18 protein-coding genes and 1 pseudogene are annotated in these 18491 nt (G+C 26.4%); 13 read left to right on the top strand and 6 right to left on the bottom strand.

Features of this window, described 5'->3' with window-relative positions; all coding sequences use genetic code 11:
- Positions 1–11 precede the first annotated feature (11 nt).
- Together purM and purN are read left to right on the top strand one after the other, a co-directional pair.
- A pseudogene (gene purM, locus AC5SML_RS01630) lies at positions 12–1041 on the top strand (phosphoribosylformylglycinamidine cyclo-ligase).
- The gene (gene purN / locus AC5SML_RS01625; RefSeq protein ID WP_494617400.1) at positions 1019–1597 is read left to right on the top strand and encodes a phosphoribosylglycinamide formyltransferase; all 579 of its coding nucleotides are present in this window, start codon (positions 1019–1021) and stop codon (positions 1595–1597) included. The pseudogene purM and the gene purN overlap by 23 nt, the downstream one beginning before the upstream one ends.
- Here purN and ndk read toward each other — a convergent pair.
- Both ndk and AC5SML_RS01615 read right to left on the bottom strand, forming a co-directional pair.
- Positions 1594–2004, bottom strand: coding sequence for a nucleoside-diphosphate kinase (gene ndk / locus AC5SML_RS01620; protein WP_006997196.1), 411 nt, complete (start codon positions 2002–2004; stop codon positions 1594–1596). The genes purN and ndk overlap by 4 nt on opposite strands.
- On the bottom strand, positions 1997–3454 hold the full coding sequence (locus AC5SML_RS01615; protein ID WP_494575471.1) for a leucyl aminopeptidase: 1458 nt from the start codon (positions 3452–3454) through the stop codon (positions 1997–1999). Before AC5SML_RS01615 ends, ndk begins: the two co-directional genes overlap by 8 nt.
- A gap of 61 nt (positions 3455–3515) precedes the next feature.
- Here AC5SML_RS01615 and AC5SML_RS01610 point away from each other — a divergent pair, with 61 nt between their 5' ends.
- From AC5SML_RS01610 to rsmA, 6 genes are read left to right on the top strand one after another with little or no spacing between them, the layout of a single operon-like run.
- Entirely contained in the window at positions 3516–4652 is a 1137-nt protein-coding gene (locus AC5SML_RS01610) for an LptF/LptG family permease (RefSeq protein ID WP_494617398.1), read from the top strand.
- Entirely contained in the window at positions 4649–5722 is a 1074-nt protein-coding gene (locus AC5SML_RS01605; protein WP_494617397.1) for an LptF/LptG family permease, read from the top strand. The genes AC5SML_RS01610 and AC5SML_RS01605 overlap by 4 nt, the downstream gene beginning before the upstream one ends.
- On the top strand, positions 5712–8156 hold the full coding sequence (locus tag AC5SML_RS01600) for an LPS-assembly protein LptD (protein ID WP_494617396.1): 2445 nt from the start codon (positions 5712–5714) through the stop codon (positions 8154–8156). Before AC5SML_RS01605 ends, AC5SML_RS01600 begins: the two co-directional genes overlap by 11 nt.
- A 6-nt stretch (positions 8157–8162) precedes the next feature.
- Positions 8163–9080 (top strand): peptidylprolyl isomerase, encoded by a 918-nt coding sequence (locus tag AC5SML_RS01595; RefSeq protein ID WP_494617395.1) that lies wholly within the window; start codon positions 8163–8165, stop codon positions 9078–9080.
- Positions 9073–10035, top strand: coding sequence for a 4-hydroxythreonine-4-phosphate dehydrogenase PdxA (locus AC5SML_RS01590; RefSeq protein WP_494617394.1), 963 nt, complete (start codon positions 9073–9075; stop codon positions 10033–10035). Before AC5SML_RS01595 ends, AC5SML_RS01590 begins: the two co-directional genes overlap by 8 nt.
- On the top strand, positions 10036–10824 hold the full coding sequence (gene rsmA / locus AC5SML_RS01585; protein ID WP_271625806.1) for a 16S rRNA (adenine(1518)-N(6)/adenine(1519)-N(6))-dimethyltransferase RsmA: 789 nt from the start codon (positions 10036–10038) through the stop codon (positions 10822–10824). It begins immediately after the preceding gene.
- Here rsmA and gmk read toward each other — a convergent pair.
- The 4 genes from gmk to fabD are packed head-to-tail and all read right to left on the bottom strand — an operon-like array spanning position 10813 to position 13403.
- Positions 10813–11445 (bottom strand): guanylate kinase, encoded by a 633-nt coding sequence (gene gmk / locus AC5SML_RS01580; RefSeq protein WP_271625805.1) that lies wholly within the window; start codon positions 11443–11445, stop codon positions 10813–10815. The genes rsmA and gmk overlap by 12 nt on opposite strands.
- 7 nt (positions 11446–11452) lie before the next feature.
- Positions 11453–11692 carry an acyl carrier protein gene (locus AC5SML_RS01575; RefSeq protein ID WP_006997205.1) on the bottom strand — a complete coding sequence of 80 codons (240 nt, stop codon included), beginning with the start codon at positions 11690–11692 and terminating at the stop codon, positions 11453–11455.
- A gap of 48 nt (positions 11693–11740) precedes the next feature.
- Positions 11741–12478, bottom strand: coding sequence for a 3-oxoacyl-[acyl-carrier-protein] reductase (gene fabG / locus AC5SML_RS01570; protein ID WP_011281882.1), 738 nt, complete (start codon positions 12476–12478; stop codon positions 11741–11743).
- Complete coding sequence (fabD, locus tag AC5SML_RS01565) at positions 12471–13403, bottom strand: ACP S-malonyltransferase (RefSeq protein ID WP_271617137.1); 933 nt, start codon at positions 13401–13403, stop codon at positions 12471–12473. Before fabD ends, fabG begins: the two co-directional genes overlap by 8 nt.
- A gap of 86 nt (positions 13404–13489) precedes the next feature.
- On the opposite strand from fabD, the gene rpsF reads away from it, so the two are divergent.
- The 5 genes from rpsF (at position 13490) to AC5SML_RS01540 (ending at position 18487) form a co-directional block, all read left to right on the top strand.
- Positions 13490–13855: a 30S ribosomal protein S6 gene (gene rpsF / locus AC5SML_RS01560; RefSeq protein ID WP_494617392.1), complete on the top strand. Its 366-nt coding sequence runs from the start codon at positions 13490–13492 to the stop codon at positions 13853–13855.
- 2 nt (positions 13856–13857) lie between these two features.
- On the top strand, positions 13858–14136 hold the full coding sequence (rpsR, locus tag AC5SML_RS01555) for a 30S ribosomal protein S18 (RefSeq protein ID WP_006997209.1): 279 nt from the start codon (positions 13858–13860) through the stop codon (positions 14134–14136).
- A complete protein-coding gene (gene rplI, locus AC5SML_RS01550) occupies positions 14137–14595 on the top strand; it encodes a 50S ribosomal protein L9 (protein ID WP_006997210.1) in 459 nt (152 codons plus the stop codon). It begins immediately after the preceding gene.
- Positions 14596–14662: 67 nt separating this feature from the next.
- Positions 14663–16081, top strand: coding sequence for a replicative DNA helicase (locus AC5SML_RS01545; RefSeq protein ID WP_006997211.1), 1419 nt, complete (start codon positions 14663–14665; stop codon positions 16079–16081).
- Between the two features lie 21 nt (positions 16082–16102).
- Positions 16103–18487: an efflux RND transporter permease subunit gene (locus AC5SML_RS01540; RefSeq protein WP_494617391.1), complete on the top strand. Its 2385-nt coding sequence runs from the start codon at positions 16103–16105 to the stop codon at positions 18485–18487.
- Positions 18488–18491 lie beyond the last annotated feature (4 nt).

The raw sequence follows: 18491 nt of genomic DNA, 5'->3' as shown, positions 1-18491 counted from the left end.
ATACTATACTAATGAAAAAAGAAAAATTTACCTATGAAAAAAGTGGTGTAAACATAAATGCTGCTGATAATTTTGTTAAATTTATATCGTCAATATCATCAAACAAAAAAGGCCAAAAAAAGTTTAATAATATTGGTGGCTTCGGCTCTATAACTAATATTCCAAAAAATCTTAAAAATCCTAAAATTGTAGCTTGCACCGATGGTGTTGGTACAAAAGTAGAGATTGCCAATTTACTCAATAAATATGACACAATTGGCATTGATTTAGTTGCTATGAGTGTAAACGACCTAATTGTTCAAGGAGCAAGACCACTTTTATTTTTGGATTATATTTCTATTAATAAAATTGATTTAAATAAATTAAAATTGATCCTCAAAGGAATAATAAGAGGCTGTAAAGTTTCAAACTGTGAATTGGTTGGTGGCGAAACAGCAGAAATGCCAGGTACCTATGAAAAAGGTAAATTCGATATAGCAGGTTTTGCAGTAGGTTTGGTTGATGAAAAAGAAAATACTATCAAAGAAGAATATAAAAAAAAATGACTTGGTATTGGCTATACCATCAAGTGGTGTGCACTCAAATGGTTATTCTTTAGTTAGACATGTGCTTAATAAAAAAAAGATTAATTTAAAAAATAATTCATTTTTAAAAAAAGAATTACTAAGACCTACAAAAATTTATGTCAAAGAAGTTCTAAATTTAATTGATAACAATCTTTTAAATGGATGTGCAAACATTACTGGAGGTGGCCTAGCAGATAATATTAAGAGAGTTATTCCAGATAAATTAGTCGCTGATATAGATTTAAATAAAGTTAGAACTAAAAAAATTTTTAAATGGTTGAAGCAAAATAACATTGATGATGAGGAAATGTTAAAAACATTCAACTGTGGAGTTGGTTTTTGTTTAATAGTTAATCCTAAAAACTTAAATAAAATTACTAAATTTTTTACAAAGGAATTTAAACCCTATGTTATTGGAAAAATAACTGCAGGAAAATATAAAGTTAAACTTAATGGTAAAATTGACTGGTCCTAAAAAGATTAAAACAGCAGTATTTATATCTGGAACTGGAAGTAATTTAAAAAATTTAATAAAATTTTCTAAAATAAAAAATTCACCTATATCTATAGATTTAATTGTTTCAAATACTTCAAAAGCCAAAGGTTTAAAATTTTCAAGTCAATTTAATATTAAAAAATATGTATCAAGCTTTAAAAACTATAAAATAGCTGAAACAAAAATATTAAATTTATTAAAAAAAGAAAATATAAAGTTTATTTGCCTTGCAGGCTTTATGAAGATTTTATCTAAAAGTTTTATTAAAAAATTTAGTGGAAAAATAGTTAATATACATCCTTCTTTACTGCCAAAGTATAAGGGGCTTGATACTCATTTTAAAGCAATACAAAATAAAGATAAGGTAGCTGGTTGTACTGTTCATTTTGTAACAGCAAAACTTGATTCAGGAAAAATAATTCTGCAAAAGAAAGTTAAAATTTCAAAAAATGATACTTCTATTTCTTTAGCTAAAAAAGTTTTAAAACAAGAGTACAAGCTCTATCCAGCGGCTATAAAAAAAATATTTAATTAATCTTTAAAGAAAAAATTAATTTCAATTTTAGCGTTTTCAACACTATCAGAACCATGTACAGAGTTTTTATCAATAGAAATTCCATATTTTTTTCTTATAGTTCCTTCTGCAGCATCTTCTGGTTTAGTTGCACCCATTAATTCTCTGTTTCCTAAAACTGCATTTTCTTTTTCAAGTATCATCACGACAATTGGGCCTGAAGACAAATAAGCGCATAAATCATTATAAAAAGGTTTAGTTTCATGAACTTTATAAAATTGTTCTGCTTCTGCTTTTGTTATCTGAATTTTTTTATCTTTGATAATTTTAAAACCTTTATCTGTAAACATTTCTTTGATTTCGTTATCTAAATTTCTTTCAACAGCATCAGGTTTAATGATTGATAGTGTTTGTTCTATATTACTCATAATTATCCTCTATTAGTTGGTTTAATAATCTTACTCCATAGCTAGTCGCACCACCTGAATTTAAAGCACCACCATATTTTGAAAATGCCATACCAGCTATATCTAAGTGAGCCCAAGGCGTTTTATTTAAAATAAATCTTTGTAAAAATTGTGCTGCAGTTGTAGATCCTGCACCACCTACATAATTAATATTTTGCATATCTGCATTTTTTGAGTCTATAAGTTTGTCAAAGTTTTTATGCAATGGCATTCTCCATAATTTTTCTTCAACTTTATCACCTGCTTCTAATAATTGTTTTGACAATTTGTCATCGTTTGAAAATAGACCTGCATATTCAGAGCCTAATGAAACTATAATAGCACCTGTTAAAGTTGCTAGATCAACCATAAACTTAGGTTTAAATTTTTTCTCAGTAAAAGTTAAAGCATCAGCCAAAACTAATCTACCTTCAGCATCTGTGTTTAGTACCTCTATTGTTTTACCACTATATGATTTTACAATGTCACCAGGTCTTTGAGCGTTTCCACTAACCATATTCTCAACAAGCCCTACAACACCAACAGCATTTATTTTTGCTTTTCTTATTGCTAAATTTTTCATTAAACCCACCACAGTAGCTGAGCCTGCCATATCATAAGTCATATCTTCCATAAACTTTGCTGGTTTTAAAGAGTAACCTCCAGTGTCAAAACAAACACCTTTTCCAACAAAAGCTAAAGGATTAGAATTATTTTTTGCTCCATTCCATTCCATTGTTACAAGATATGATCCTCTAATACTACCTTGCCCTACACCAAGTAACGCATTCATTCCAAGTTTTTTTAATTTTTTTTCATCATAAATATTTATTTTCAATCCAAATTTTTTAAGTGTATTTATTCTTTTTGCATATTCATCAGGGTGTAAAACATTTCCTGGTTCAGACACAAGGTCTCTTGCAAAAAAACTTCCTTCTTCTAGAGCTTTAAATCTTAAATGATCTTGAGTAGATATTTTATTTTTGTTTCCTATAACATTTATGAGAACAGTTTCTTTGTTTTTTTTAGATTTATAAATATTAAATTCATATGATTTTAATTTAAGTCCATGCAGAAAGTAACCAACAAAATTTTTAATTTTATTATTAATTGTATCTGAATTTACAAAGTATTCTTTTTTCTTATCATTATTAATATAACTATGAAATTTAGCTCCTAGATTTTCTATATCTGATATTTTTATATCTTTCTTAATGGATACTAAAAATACTGTCTTTTTTGAATTAATTTTAAAAGAAAGTAAATCTTTTTTCAAATCACTATTTTTTAATAAATCAGATATGTAAGAAAATTCTAAATTTGATAGATATTTTTTTAAATTGTTAATATTGAATTTTTCATCAACAAATAAGACAAGGTTGGCTAAGTCTTTTTTTGAACTTATTTTTTTGTAATTAATTTGAATAGTCATAAATTTTAAATACACTCTATGCGAGTTGAGTGGTATATAAGAGCTAATTTACTGTATTTCAATGAAAAAAATTGTTTATAAAAAATTATCTAAAGATTGTGTAAATTTTTTCTTATTAGTTGTATTTACCATCAGTATAATTATTTGGGTATTACAGGCAGTTAATTATCTCGATTTTGTTATAGAGGACGGCCACGGTTTTCTCGTATATTTTAAATATACATTACTTAGCTTTCCTAAAATAATTAGTAGAATTTTTCCCTTTGCTATATTTTTGGCATTTTCATACATATTATTAAAATATGAGAATAAAAATGAGCTAGTTATATTTTGGAATTTTGGAATTAAAAAAATTAATTTTATAAATTTTTTTATAAAATTTTCTCTCTGGTTTGTACTTATTAGTTTATTTTTAAATGCTGTAATAACTCCTTTTGCTCAAGATAAAGCTAGATCCTTTATAAGATCATCTAACTTAGATTTTTTTGAAAGTGTTCTCAAACCTAAAAAGTTTATAGATGTTGTTGAAAATTTGACAATCTACTTTGATGAAAAAAATAAAAATGGTGAATTAATAAATATATTCTTAAATGAAAAAACAGATGTTAATAACTCACAAACTACTTTTGCTAAAACTGCAATAGTAAATATAGACAATAATAAAAAAGTATTAACATTATATGATGGCAAATCTATCAATGTCGTAAATGGGAAAATTTCAGAATTCAAATTCTCAAAAACTGATTATAATATTTCAAAATTTTCTACAAAAAGTATGCTAACAAAAAAAAATCAAGAAACTGCAACTAAAGATTTAATTAAATGTGTGCTGATTTTTCACAAATCAACAAATAAAATAAATTTTCCTGAAGACTCTTTGGATAGAAACTGTGGTCTTAAAAACTTAAAAAATATTCATCAAGAATTATATGTTAGATTGATAAAACCTCTATATATAACTTTTCTAATTTCAATTTCACTTTTATTTATATTAAAATCTAAAAGTGACCATTCATTTAATATTAATAAATTTAAGATTTATTCATTTGCTTTTCTTTTTATTATTTTTTTAGAATCATCTTCAAAATTGATAAGCACAAATTTAATACAGAACATATTTCTTTCAATTTTTCCATTAATCTTAACATTAATTATTTATCTCTATTTTGTAATAAAACTAAAAGTTAATAAAGTATGAAAACCTATATTAAATTTTTAATTAACCTTTTTAACATCTCATTATTAAAAATTTTTATTACTTTTTTTATTATCATTTTAATTACAAATATCCTTGAACAAATTGAATTTTTTAAAAATATAGATTTAAGTTTTTTTTATCTTTTCTTTTTGTCTTTATTAAATACACCTTCGGTCTTATTTGAAATACTTCCTTTTATTTTTTTGTTGGGCACTCAAGTATTTTTTATTCACCTTATTGACAAAAATGAACTACAGGTCTTTAAGTACTCTGGTTTAAATAATATAAAAATCATAAAAATTTTAGGTTTATATTCATTCATTCTTGGCATTATTATGGTTATTTTTTTTTATAACGGATCATCTATTTTAAAAAACTCATATCTATTAATTAAAAATAACTATTCAGATGATAATAAATATTTAGCTGTTATCACTGAAAATGGTCTTTGGATCAAAGATGAAATAAATGACAATATAAACATAATTAATGCCCGCCAAGTCAACAATGAATTTTTACTTAATGTTTCCATAACAAAGTTTAATAAAGATTTTGATTTAGTTGAAGTATTACAAAGTGAAAGAGTTGATATTACATCAAAAAAATGGAAAATATTTAATCCAATAACTCTAAAGGGTAATTCACAAAATAATTTGAATGAATTGATATTACATTCAAATTTTGACTTACAAAAAATAAATAGCTTATTTTCAAACCTTTCTTCTTTAAGTATAATTGATTTAATTACATTAAGAAAAAGTTATATGTCTTTAAATTATTCTGTAACTGATATAAATTCTCACTTATTGAAAATTGTCTCTTATCCGCTTTACTTAACTCTAATTACAATTTTTTCTGCTATTATTATGTTTAACATTGGCTACCAAAAAAATACCTTTTTTAAGATTACATTAGGAATTTTTTTGTCTGTAATTATTTACTATATTAATAATTTTTTAAGTGTCCTAGGCACAAATGAAAAAATTCCTGTAACACTTTCAATTTTTTTGCCTTTAATTATATTATCAATAATAAATTTCATCTCTATAATAAAGTTAAATGAAAAATAAATTTATAACTTTCTTTCTTGTGATCTTATTTACTCTATCTAACTTTAGTCGTGTACTTGGAGAAGAATTTATTTTTGAAATTACTGATTTAGAAATTACCGAAAATGGAAATATATATAAAGGCAATAACAGAGGTACAATTAGAACTGATAGTCAGCTTAAATTAATATCAGACAACTTTGAGTATTTAAAAAAAATTAATAGACTGGAAGCAAATGGTGATGTTCAGCTTTTTGATTTAAATAACAACATAACTATTAACGCTCAACAAATTTTTTATCTTAAGAATGAAGAAAAAATTTTCACAATAGGTAAAACATTAATTAAAATTTCAAATAAATACAATATTGAAGGTTTTGATTTAATTCTTTTTAAAAATAAGATGATTTTATCATCTAAAAAAAATGCAATTATTACAGATAATGAGTCTAATACTTATAAACTTGAGCAGTTTCAATACTCTATTAATCAAGAAATTCTTAAGGGTGAAAATATAGTAGCTATAACTAGTGATAAAGAAAATAAAAGTGATAAATTTTTTCTTAAAACTGGTTTTTTTGACTTAAAAAAAAATGAATTTTTAGGAAAAGATATTACTGCAAACTTCCACAAAGATTTATTCGGGGATAACGAGAATGATCCAAGAATAAGTGCAGTTTCAGGATTTGGAGACAAGGTTAATACCTACTTTAAAAAAGGTGTTTTTACATCATGTAAAAAAACAGATAAATGTCCCCCCTGGAAAATTACATCAGATGAAATTCACCATGATAAAATTAAAAAACAGATTAATTATAAAAATGCTTGGTTAGAAATATATGATTTTCCTGTTGTTTACTTTCCTAAATTTTTTCATCCAGACCCATCAGTAAAAAGACAATCTGGTCTTTTAATGCCTGAATTTGGTAGCTCAAATAATCTTGGTAGCTCAGTTTATGTGCCGTATTTTTTGGCCATATCTGATGATAAAGACCTAACAATAAAACCAAGGCTCTTTGAAGATAATAAATTTTTATTTCAAAATGAGTATAGACAAAAAACAAGGAATTCACTTACAATAGCCGATTTTAGCTTTGTTAATGGCCATGACTCTAGTCCTCAAGACAGGGGGGGTACAAGGTCTCATCTTTTCACTAATACGTTAGTAGATTTATCGTTAGACAACTTCAAAAAAAGTATGCTTCAAATTAACTATCAAAAAGTATCGAATGATAACTATTTAAAGCTATTTGATTTAGAATCCCCTCTTCTACTAGATGATAACAGTGTGCTTGAGTCTCAAATTCAATTTGATCTAGAACATGAAAACTATGATCTAACAACCTCATTTGAAATGTACGAAACTTTAAATGGCTCCAATAGCGATAGATATCAATATGTGCTACCTAGTTATGATTTTTCAAAAAATTTTAGTTTGGATAATATTGATGGCAGTTTTAATTTCAATTCATATGGAAATAATACTTTAACTAATACGAATGTTGTTGGATCTACAATTTCAAATGATTTAATTTACTCTGCTTTAAGTAAATTCTTTGATAATGGAATTAAAACAAATTTTGAAATTGCTTTGAAAAATATCAATACTGTTGGTAAAAATAACCCTACATATAAAAATAGTCCACAATCAGAATTAATGAGTGCATATACATACAATGCTTCATTGCCACTAATTAAAAAAAATTCCACAACATTCAATACTTTAGAACCAAAGCTGTCTTTAAGGTTTAGTCCCCATGAAATGAAAAATAATAGAAACGAGTCTAGAAGAATTGATATTAGTAATATTTTTTCTTCTAATCGATTAAGTTTAGGAAACTCATTTGAGTCCGGTGAGTCTGTTACATTGGGCTTAAACTTTAAAAAAGAAAAAGTTAATGTTGATAATAAAATAGATAAAATTGAAGAATATATTGATTTTAAACTTGCTTCAGTTTTTAGATTAGATGAAGAAAAAAATATACCTACAAATAGTACTTTAAATAAAAAAAACTCTAATATATTTGGGGAATTTAATTTTAAACCTACTAGAAATATTTCATTAGGCTACAATTTTTCTTTAACAGATGATTTGAATACTTTTGAATATAATTCATTAATAACTAAAATGGAATTTGGAAACTTTATTACTCAGTTTGATTATTTAGAGGAAAGAGGCGCTGTTGGCAGTACCAATATAATTCAAAATACAACAAAATATAACTTTGATAATCAAAATTCTATATCATTTAATACAAGAAGAAATCGAAAGCTTGATTTAACAGAGTACTATGATTTGGTATATGAGTATAAAAATGATTGTTTGGTTGCAGGTGTAAAATATAAAAAGAATTATTATAACGATGCTGATATTAAACCAGTTGAAGAATTATTTTTCTCTATAACAATTGTTCCACTTGGAACTTTTTCACCAGATAAAATGGCTTTAAAATAAGATTATATGAAAAAGAAAATTTTAATATTTTTATTTGTCACAATATGTGTGCATGCTCAGTCAATTGAAACAAAAATAATTCATAATATTCAAGACGAAATTATAACTAACATTGATATTAAAAATGAATTTAAATATCTTGTGGCTCTAAATAATTCTTTAAAAGAGTTAGATCAAGACAAGATATTAAATATTTCTAACGAATCAATAATAAGAGAGAAGATAAAAAAAATAGAAATATCAAAAAATTTTAAAGAAATAAAATTAAATGAAGACTATTCTGAACTTTTACTAAAAAATATTTATTCAAGGTTAAATTTAAAATCAATAAATGAATTTGAAATTTATTTAAAAGATTATGATTTAAAAATAAGTGATATCGAAAAAAAAATTACTATTGATGCTTTGTGGAATGAACTGATTATAAATAAATATTCATCTAAAGTTGTAATTAATGAGACTGTATTAAAAGAAGAGCTTCTAAAAAATAGCAAAATTCAATCAAAAGAATATCAATTATCTGAAATTATCTTTGAAGTTAAAAACAAAGAAGAGATCGAAAAAAAATATAAAGAAGTTGTTAAAAGCATAAATGAAATAGGTTTTGAAAATAGTGCTGCAACATACAGTTTTTCTGATTCAGCTAAAATTGGTGGTGATATTGGTTGGATCAATGAAAATTCACTTAATAATAATATTAGAAAAAATATAAGCAGCTTAAAAGTGGGAGAATTTACAAAACCTATAATTTTATCAAATGGTATATTAATATTAAAATTAATGGATATAAAAAATTCTGAAACTGCTATTGATATTGAAAATGAATTAAAAAAAGCCATTAACTATGAACGTAACAGGCAGTTGAATCAATATTCAAAAATTTATTATAATAAGATCAAAAAGAATCTAGATTTTAATGGGTAAGGAACCAATAATAATAGTGGGTGGTGAGCCCAACAGTGTTTTTTTAGAAATTTTTTTTAAAAGTTTAAAAACTAATATTTATAAATCACCCTTAATAATCATTATTTCTAAAAAATTACTTCAAGAACAGATGAAAAAATTAGATTTTTATTTCAAAATAAATGATATTGACAAGGAGTTAAAAGATTTCTCCAAACTAACTAATAAAAAAATTAATTTAATTAATGTTGATTATAAATTTAAAAAATGCTTTGAAAAAATTACTAGTAAGTCAAATAAGTATATAGATGAAACTTTTAAAGTTGCTTTAAATTTTATGAAACAAAATAATTTATCCAAATTTATTAATGGTCCTGTTTCCAAAAAGTCTTTTTTAAAAGGAAAAACCTTAGGTATCACTGAATATCTTGCAAAGAAAACCAAAAAAAAAGATTTTGCGATGTTAATATTTAATAAAAATTTATCTGTTAGTCCTCTTACAACCCATCTTGCTTTAAAAGATGTTCATAAAAAAATAACAAAACATAAGATGTTCTCTCAAGTTAACCTGATTAATAAATTTTATAAAACAAAATTTAATAGACTGCCAAGGATTGCTATAACTGGGCTAAACCCCCACTGTGAAAGCAATTTTAAAAATTCTGAAGAAGATAAAGTGATAATTCCAGCTATTAAGAAATTACGATTAAAAAATAATAAAATTAATGGTCCATTTCCAGCTGATACTATCTTTACAAAATTTTTATTAAATAAATATGATGTAATTATCGGCATGTATCATGATCAAGTACTTTCTCCTATGAAGGCTTTATTTGGTTTTGATGCAATTAATATTACTTTAGGCCTACCATTTACTCGTATTTCTCCAGATCATGGACCAAATTATTCAATGCTGGGTAAAAATTTATCTGATCCAAAAAGCTTAATTCAGGCCTTAAAGTTTTTGGATAAATAAGTGTTCGTAAAAGCAAAAAAAAGCCTTGGACAAAACTTCTTAATAGATAGAGAAGTGCTTGAAAAAATTGTATCTATAACCGATATTACTAACAAGGAAGTCTTAGAAATTGGACCAGGTAGTGGAAATCTAACCACATACATTTTAAAAAAGAAACCAAAGAAACTCTATGTTGTAGAAAAAGATGATGATTTAGCCATATTGCTAAAAGAAAAGTTTGATACTGAAATCGAAATCATCAATGATGATATCTTAAAAGTATCTGAAAGTAATATCTCGGAACAAAAACTATCTGTCTTTGGTAATTTGCCTTATAACATTTCAACAGAAATCTTATCTAAATGGATTCTTAATATTGGCTCGAATTTTTGGTTCGATAGTCTCGTTTTAATGTTCCAAAAAGAAGTTGCTGATAGAATTATATCTGAATTTAATAACTCTAATTATGGTAGATTATCAATTTTATCTAGCTGGAAATTAAATGTAAAAAAGATATTAGATATTAAACCACAAAGCTTTTCACCAAGACCTAAAATAGATAGTTCTTTACTTTTATTCACTCCCAAAGAAAATTTTTTTAAATTAAACGATCCTAAAAACCTTGAAAAAATTACTAGGATATTCTTCAGCCAAAGAAGAAAAATGTTAAAAAAACCCTTTAACCAAGTTTTTGATAATGGAAAAGAAATTGCAGAAAAATTTGGTATTGATCTTAATCTTAGACCTCAAAACCTTGAGCCAGAAGTATATTTTAAACTTGTAAAAGAATATGAAGACTTAAGAGGTTAGTTTTTCAACATGTTTTCTAATGAAATCTTTATCGTAGTCTTTCGAGCCATTGTTAATTTCGGCATCAATTAAACTGCTAATTTTAGAATAACATTCTTCTAGATTGTCATTAATAATTACGTAATCATAATTAATCCAGTGCAAAACATCTCTGCTAAATTCTTTCATGCGTTCTTCTACTATCAGTTTATCTTTCATGTCTCTATTTGATAGTCTTTCAAATAGTATTTCTTTACTAGGAGGTAGAATAAAAAAAGTGATTAATTTATAATTTAATTTTTTATTCTTGATTTGATCAGCTCCTTGCCAATCAATGTCAAATATTACATTTTCACCTTTTTCTAATTTTTCAATTACTGGTGTTCTAGTTGTTCCATAAAGGTGATTAAATACTTTTGCATACTCTAAGAATTCTTCATTTTTTATTAAATTTTCAAATTTATCATGATCAACAAAGTAATAATCTTTGTCTGCAATTTCGTTTAGTCTAGGTTTTCTTGTGGTATGAGAAATAGAAATATGAAAATTTTTATTCTTAGAGAGGAGTTTTACTAAAGTTGTTTTACCTGCCCCAGATGGGGATGATAAAATTACCATTATCCCATCTTTTTTTATGGACATTTAATTTCTAGTTTGCTTTTCCTGCTATAAAGTTAACAGCGTCACCTACAGTAAGAATTTTTTCAGCTTCACTATCTGAAATTTCTGAACCAAATTCCTCTTCGAAAGCCATTACTAACTCAACTGTATCTAAACTATCTGCTCCAAGGTCATCTATGAAGCTTGAATCGTCTAATACTTTAGCTTCATCAATACCTAAGTGATCTGCTACAATTTTTTTAACTTTGCTTGAAATATCTTCTGACATAATGTTCCTTTTTGTTATATTTCGTTATTAGTTCAAAAAGTAGTTTTGTCAACCCAAATACATGCCTCCATTAACATGTAATGTTTCTCCATTAATATAGTCTGACTGATCTGAGCTTAAGAAATTAACTGCATTAGCAATATCTTCAGGTTTACCCAGTCTATTAGATGGAATTTTAGCAATTATTGTTTCTTTAAATTTTTCATCTATTTGATCTGTCATAGCAGTGCTTATAAAGCCTGGGGATATGCAATTAACATTAATATTTTTTTTTGCATATTCAATAGCTAAGCTTTTTGACATTGCAACTATACCTGCTTTAGATGCAGTATAGTTAGCTTGTCCAACATTACCAGTATGCCCAACAACAGAAGTTATATTGATAATTTTTCCAGATTTATTTTTAAGCATTTTTTTAATCGAATATTTACACATTAGAAATGTAGAAGTTAAATTAATATTTATCACTTTTGACCACTCTTCTAAGCTCATTCTAATTGTTAAATTATCTTTTGTAATGCCTGCATTATTAACAATACAATCTAATGATCCACCTAGCTCTTTGGTAGCATTTTCTATAAATTCTTCGATTTTATCATGTTGAGAAATATCAAATTTAAGTATTTTTATATTATTAAATTTTTCTTTTAACTCTTCTAGTTTTTCAATTCTTGTACCAGTAGCTAAAATATTTGCACCATTTTGGTTTAACTTCTCAACTATTGAATTGCCAATTCCACCTGAAGCACCTGTGACTATAATATTTTTATCTTTTAAACTACTCATTGATATTAATTAACTTTATATCTTCTTCTGAATTTATTGCACTAACTTTAACATTTTTATCAATTCTCTTTATTAATCCTGATAAAACTTTGCCTGGTCCTATTTCAATAAACTCTGTAACACCCTTCTCAATCATTAATAAAACACTCTCACGCCAACGAACACTACTTTCTATTTGCTTAACTAGTAATTCTTTTAGTTCATTCGAATTAGATATTTCTTTTCCTGTTACATTTGAAATAAGGATGTTTTTAGGTTCATTAAAATTTAATTTTGCTATTTCTTCTTTCATCACAAGTGTTGCATTATTCATCAATTTACAATGAAACGGAGCACTAACTGGTAATTTAATATTTTTAATATTTGAAGCTTTCAAATCAACCATAATTTTCTCCAGGTCTTCAATTTTTCCACTTAAAACGATCTGACCTACAGAATTGTCATTTGCTATAAAGCATTCGTATTTATCTTTATTCTCATCAATAATTTTTTTTATTATTTCAATTTCAGAGCCCAAAACTGCAACCATTCCACCCACTCCTTTTGGAACAGAGTTTTGCATCGCACTACCTCTAATTTTTAATATCTTTAAAGTATCTGAAAATGACAATGACCCAGCTGCAGTTAATGCCGAATATTCTCCTAAAGAATGTCCTGCATAAAATTTTGCTTTATCTAAATCGATTTTAAACTCTTCTTTGATTAACCTAAATATTGAATAACTGAGCAAAAATATTGCTGGCTGTGTATTTTCAGTTAAGTCTAATTCTTCCTTAGGACCATTTAAGATAAGGTTTGATATTGAGAAACCAAGAGTATCATCTGCTTCCTTGAATAGATCTTGAACTAAGCTATATTTAGCATGTAGGTCTTTACCCATTCCTACTAATTGTGAGCCTTGACCTGGAAAAATAACAGAAAACATTTAAATATCTAAAGTTTATTATGGTTTTAAGTGTTGTAATTCAATAATTATAATAGTATATCCTCACTTTTTATTAAAGAACAATTATGAATTTATACGAACACACAATAGTTGCTAGACAAGATACTAGCCCAGCACAAGTTAAGCAATTAACTGAAAAATATTCTAAAATAGTTGAAAAAAATGAAGGAGAAATAGTGCAAACTGAAGATTGGGGTTTGTTAAATTTAGCTTACATTATTAAAAAAAATAAAAAAGGCATCTATATGCACTTTAAGATTAAAGGTCCTGGAAAAATTATTGATGAATTAGAAAAAAATGAAGCAATTGATAAAAATCTTCTAAGATATATGACAGTAAGGGTTAAAAAATTTAATTTAGAGGCTAAATATTTTTCAAAGAAAGATGAATACGAAAAAAAAGAATATAAAAAAGAATTTAATAGAGACTAATTATGCCATCAAAAAAAAGAGCAGGAAATAAAAAAAAAGGAAGTCAAAGTAACTTTGCAAAACTAAGTATTTTTCAACCTAATAAATACAAATTTAAGAAAACTTGCCCTTTATCTGCAAAGGGTGCTCCAGAAGTTGATTATAAAAACATCAGATTGTTAAAAAAATATATGTCTGAAAATGGTAAAATTTTACCATCAAGAATTACGAATGTTTCACAAAAAAAACAAAGAGAGCTTTCTCTATCTATTAAGAGAGCTAGAAATTTAGCGTTAATTTAAATGAAAGTTATACTTTTAGAAAATTTAAGAAGAATTGGATCTATTGGAGAAATTATAGATGTTAAAAGAGGGTTTGCTAGAAACTTCTTAATATCAAACAAAAAAGCTCTTTATGCCTCAAAAGAAAATATTGCAGAAGTTGAAAAGATTAAATCTGAGCTAAGTAAAAAAGATACTGAAAAGAAAAAAGAAGCTCAAAAAATTTCTGAACAAATTAACAATAAAGAATATGAAATTAAAAAATTAAGTACTGAAAATAAAGAATTGTATGGATCAGTTAAACCAACTGAAATTTCAAAACTGATATTAGAAAATGACAAACTAGATATTAAACCTTCAATGATACAACCAATAACTGAAATTAAATCAATTGGTAAATTTAAGGTTAAAATTATTCTACACTCTGAAGTAGATTCTGAAATTACTATTAATGTAGTTACAGCTGATACTATTCAATAATTATACAATTTTTTCCCCAGCATATATTTGTTATTTTTTTAAATCTTAATTGAGATAAGATTTCTTCATGGAAAATAACCTCAGCTTAGTTAAAGATACTTTTAAAGAACTTCCAAACAATATTGAAGCAGAGCAGGCTGTAATTGGATCTATACTAGTTCAAAATGAAACATTTGATGAAATAAATACTATTGTTTCTAGTGTTAACTTTTATGACCCAATGCATCAAAGTATTTTTTCAGCAATTGAAAGCCTAATTTATAAAGGGATGCTTGCAAACCCCATAACTTTAAAAAATTATTTTGAAAATGAAAAGGATGAATTAAATGTTCCTGAGTATTTAGTAAAAGTTACAAAATTTTCTACTCCTCCAAGACAAGCAATAGAATATTCAAGAATAATTTATGATATGTTCGTGAGACGTGAATTAATTAAGATATCTGAAAATACTATTGACGCTGCAAAACTAAATGCACTTGATGTTAATGGGCAAAATATAATTGAAAATTCAGAAAGGTTATTATTTGATCTTGCTGAAAAAGGTTCTTTCAATTCATCACTTATTAAATTTGATGAAGCGATGAAACAAACTATTGAGATGGCCTCAGCTGCTTATCAAAATGATGAAGGCATTGTGGGTGTTCCTACTGGTCTAAGAGACCTAGATGATAGACTGGGTGGGCTTCATAATTCAGATTTAATTATTATTGCAGGTAGACCTTCAATGGGTAAAACTGCTTTAGCAACAAATATAGCTTTTAATGCTGCTCAAAAACTACAAGAAAGTGGAAAGAAATCTGCAGTAGCTTTCTTCTCATTAGAGATGTCTTCTGAACAATTATCAACTAGAATTTTAGCAGAACAATCTAGAATTAAATCAAACGATATAAGACGTGGAAGAATTTCTGATGAGCAATTTGATAAATTTATTGAGACATCAAAGAATATTTCTGAACTTCCTTTGTATATAGATGAAACGCCAGCTATCAGTATCGCTGCTATGAGCAACAGAGCAAGACGTATTAAAAGATTATTTGGTTTAGATTTGATTGTTGTAGATTACATTCAATTGATGAGAGGATCTGGAAATAATAGAGATGGTAGAGTTCAAGAAATTTCTGAAATAACTCAAGGACTTAAGGCAATGGCAAAAGAACTTAAGCTTCCAGTAATTGCTCTATCACAGTTGTCAAGAGCAGTAGAACAAAGAGATGATCATAAGCCCCAGTTATCAGATTTAAGAGAGTCTGGATCAATTGAACAAGATGCTGACGTTGTAATGTTTGTATATAGAGAGGCCTATTACTTAGAGAGAAAAGAGCCTAGACCTGCAACTGTTGAGCATGCTGAATGGCAAGCAAAAATGAATGAAGTATCAAATCTAGCAGAGCTAATTATTGGAAAACAAAGACACGGTCCAACGGGTAATGTTATGGTAGAATTTGAAGCAATGTTTACCAAATTTAAAGATACTCAAATTAACTAATATCCAATATATTAGCTGTGAATGCTTTCTCTATTTTATCAAAATATTGTTTTAAAAAATCCTAAATCAATTTTTATATTACTGTTAATTACTCTCTTAAGTTTTGGGTATTTTTCTAAAGATTTTAGACTAGATGCCTCATCTGATACTTTGTTAATTGAAGGGGATCCCGATCTTGAATACTTGAAAGAAGTCACTGAAAGATATGGCTCTAAAGAGTTTTTAATCTTAACTTATTCTCCCAATGAGGGAATGGTTACTGAATCTTCTATTAATAATCTTTTAAGTTTAAAATATAAAATCCAAAGTCTAGATTGGGTTCATAGTGTTATTACACTACTTGATATCCCTTTATTAAATAATTCAGAAGCACCTCTTCAAGAGAGACTAGAAAGTTTTAAAACTTTAAAAGATGAAGGTGTTGATACTGAAAGAGGATTTAATGAAATATTAAATAGTCCAGTTTTTAGAAATTTTGTAATAAGTGAGGATGGTAAAACAAGTGGCATTATTGTTTATATAAAAAAAGATGAACTAAAAGATATTGAAAATAAATCAGCTCAAGAAATTGAAGAATATAAAAATACTTTAAAAAAGAAAAATCATGAAAATATCACCCAAATAAGAGAGGTTATTAAGTCCTATGGAGATGTTGGAAAAATATACTTAGGAGGTATTCCAATGATCACTGATGACATGATGTCATTTATTAAAAGTGATATTATTGTTTTTGGTCTAGGAGTTCTTTTATTTATTATTGCTACTCTGTGGTTTATATTTAGAAAACTAATATGGATTATTGTTCCAATTAGTAGTTGCTTTTTTTCAGTTTTAATTATGACAGGTCTACTTGGCCTTCTAGGCTGGAAGGTTACCGTTATATCCTCAAACTTTATTGCTTTAATGTTAATTCTAACTATGGCAATGAATATTCATATGAGTACCCGGTTTCTACAATTAAGAGAAGATTTTCCAAATTTAGATAATTTAAAAATTATTATAATGACAACTAGCAAGATGTTTTGGCCTATTATTTATACAGTTCTTACAACTATATGTGCTTTTCTATCTTTAGTATTTAGTGGAATAAAACCTATTATTGATTTTGGCTGGATGATGACCTTAGGATTAATAACCTCTTTTATAATCACATTTACTTTACTCCCTACTCTATTGAGCTTTATGTCTAGTAATAAAGTAAAAATTAAAGAAGATGCAGACTCTAAAATTACTTCTTTTTTTGGTAAAATTTCTATTAACAATAAAAGTATAATTTTTTTAGTAACAGGTTTGGTTATTGCCTTAAGTGTTGTTGGCATAAGTAAGCTTGAAGTTGAAAATAGTTTTATAAATTATTTTAATAAAAATACTGAGATTTACAAAGGTATGAAACTTATTGATGAAAAACTGGGTGGCACGACACCTTTAGAAATTATATTAAAATTTCCAGAAAATATCATAGTAGAGACTACCGAAGATGATGAATTTGAAAGCTGGGATGATGAAGGTAGTAAAGATGATGAAAAATACTGGTTTACAAAAGACAAAATTGAAAAAATTCAAAATATTCATAATTATTTAGATAATCTTCCTGCAGTTGGAAAGGTTTTATCATTTAGTTCAATTATTGAAGTTGCTACACAGTTAAATAATAACAAGCCCCTTGGAACCTTAGAAATGGGTGTGCTTTATTCAAAAATTCCAGAAACTATAAAAAAAGATATTATAGACCCTTATATATCCATAAAAGATAATGAAGCTAGGATAAGCCTTAGAATTATTGACTCACAGGATGGTTTAAGAAGAAATGATTTAATAAACCAGATAAATTTTGATCTAGAAAATAAGCTAAAACTTAACAAAGAGGAATTTAAGTTAGCTGGAGTTTTAATTTTGTTTAATAATTTACTCCAAAGTCTTTTTAAATCTCAAATACTCACATTAGGTTTAGTAATGGTTGGAATTTTTGCAATGTTTATGATTTTGTTTAGAAATTTCAAACTATCTCTTATTGGTGTTGTTCCTAATTTTATTGCAGCTTTCTTTATTTTAGGAATTATTGGCCTGCTTGGAATACCCCTTGATATGATGACTATTACTATTGCTGCAATCACAATAGGGATCGCAGTAGATAATAGTATTCACTACATTTATAGGTTTAAAGAAGAGTTTTTAAAAATTAAAGACTATAACAAAACACTAAAAGTTTGTCATTCAACAGTGGGTGTTGCAATCCTAAATACTTCAATAACCATTGTCTTTGGGTTTTCAATTTTGGTTTTCTCTAAATTTATACCCACAATTTATTTTGGTGTGTTTACTGGTTTAGCAATGTTACTTGCAATGATTTCAGTATTAACTTTACTGCCCTCTCTTATTTTAATAAGTAAACCATTCGGAAAATAATATT

It is taken from the genome of Candidatus Pelagibacter sp. PS_17 (assembly GCF_059417945.1).
This window is presented reverse-complemented; position numbering and strand designations above follow the sequence as displayed.

What these genes read in the sequence shown, in the direction of transcription:
- AC5SML_RS01595 (WP_494617395.1), top strand. Translation starts at nt 8,163, where the DNA reads ATGAAAAAGAAAATTTTAATATTTTTATTTGTCACAATATGTGTGCAT.
- AC5SML_RS01610 (WP_494617398.1), top strand. Translation starts at nt 3,516, where the DNA reads ATGAAAAAAATTGTTTATAAAAAATTATCTAAAGATTGTGTAAATTTT.
- gmk (WP_271625805.1), bottom strand. Translation starts at nt 11,445, where the DNA reads ATGTCCATAAAAAAAGATGGGATAATGGTAATTTTATCATCCCCATCT.
- AC5SML_RS01615 (WP_494575471.1), bottom strand. Translation starts at nt 3,454, where the DNA reads ATGACTATTCAAATTAATTACAAAAAAATAAGTTCAAAAAAAGACTTA.
- rplI (WP_006997210.1), top strand. Translation starts at nt 14,137, where the DNA reads ATGAAAGTTATACTTTTAGAAAATTTAAGAAGAATTGGATCTATTGGA.
- rpsF (WP_494617392.1), top strand. Translation starts at nt 13,490, where the DNA reads ATGAATTTATACGAACACACAATAGTTGCTAGACAAGATACTAGCCCA.
- AC5SML_RS01545 (WP_006997211.1), top strand. Translation starts at nt 14,663, where the DNA reads ATGGAAAATAACCTCAGCTTAGTTAAAGATACTTTTAAAGAACTTCCA.
- purN (WP_494617400.1), top strand. Translation starts at nt 1,019, where the DNA reads ATGGTAAAATTGACTGGTCCTAAAAAGATTAAAACAGCAGTATTTATA.
- AC5SML_RS01540 (WP_494617391.1), top strand. Translation starts at nt 16,103, where the DNA reads ATGCTTTCTCTATTTTATCAAAATATTGTTTTAAAAAATCCTAAATCA.
- AC5SML_RS01590 (WP_494617394.1), top strand. Translation starts at nt 9,073, where the DNA reads ATGGGTAAGGAACCAATAATAATAGTGGGTGGTGAGCCCAACAGTGTT.
- AC5SML_RS01600 (WP_494617396.1), top strand. Translation starts at nt 5,712, where the DNA reads ATGAAAAATAAATTTATAACTTTCTTTCTTGTGATCTTATTTACTCTA.
- rpsR (WP_006997209.1), top strand. Translation starts at nt 13,858, where the DNA reads ATGCCATCAAAAAAAAGAGCAGGAAATAAAAAAAAAGGAAGTCAAAGT.
- ndk (WP_006997196.1), bottom strand. Translation starts at nt 2,004, where the DNA reads ATGAGTAATATAGAACAAACACTATCAATCATTAAACCTGATGCTGTT.
- fabG (WP_011281882.1), bottom strand. Translation starts at nt 12,478, where the DNA reads ATGAGTAGTTTAAAAGATAAAAATATTATAGTCACAGGTGCTTCAGGT.
- AC5SML_RS01605 (WP_494617397.1), top strand. Translation starts at nt 4,649, where the DNA reads ATGAAAACCTATATTAAATTTTTAATTAACCTTTTTAACATCTCATTA.
- fabD (WP_271617137.1), bottom strand. Translation starts at nt 13,403, where the DNA reads ATGTTTTCTGTTATTTTTCCAGGTCAAGGCTCACAATTAGTAGGAATG.
- AC5SML_RS01575 (WP_006997205.1), bottom strand. Translation starts at nt 11,692, where the DNA reads ATGTCAGAAGATATTTCAAGCAAAGTTAAAAAAATTGTAGCAGATCAC.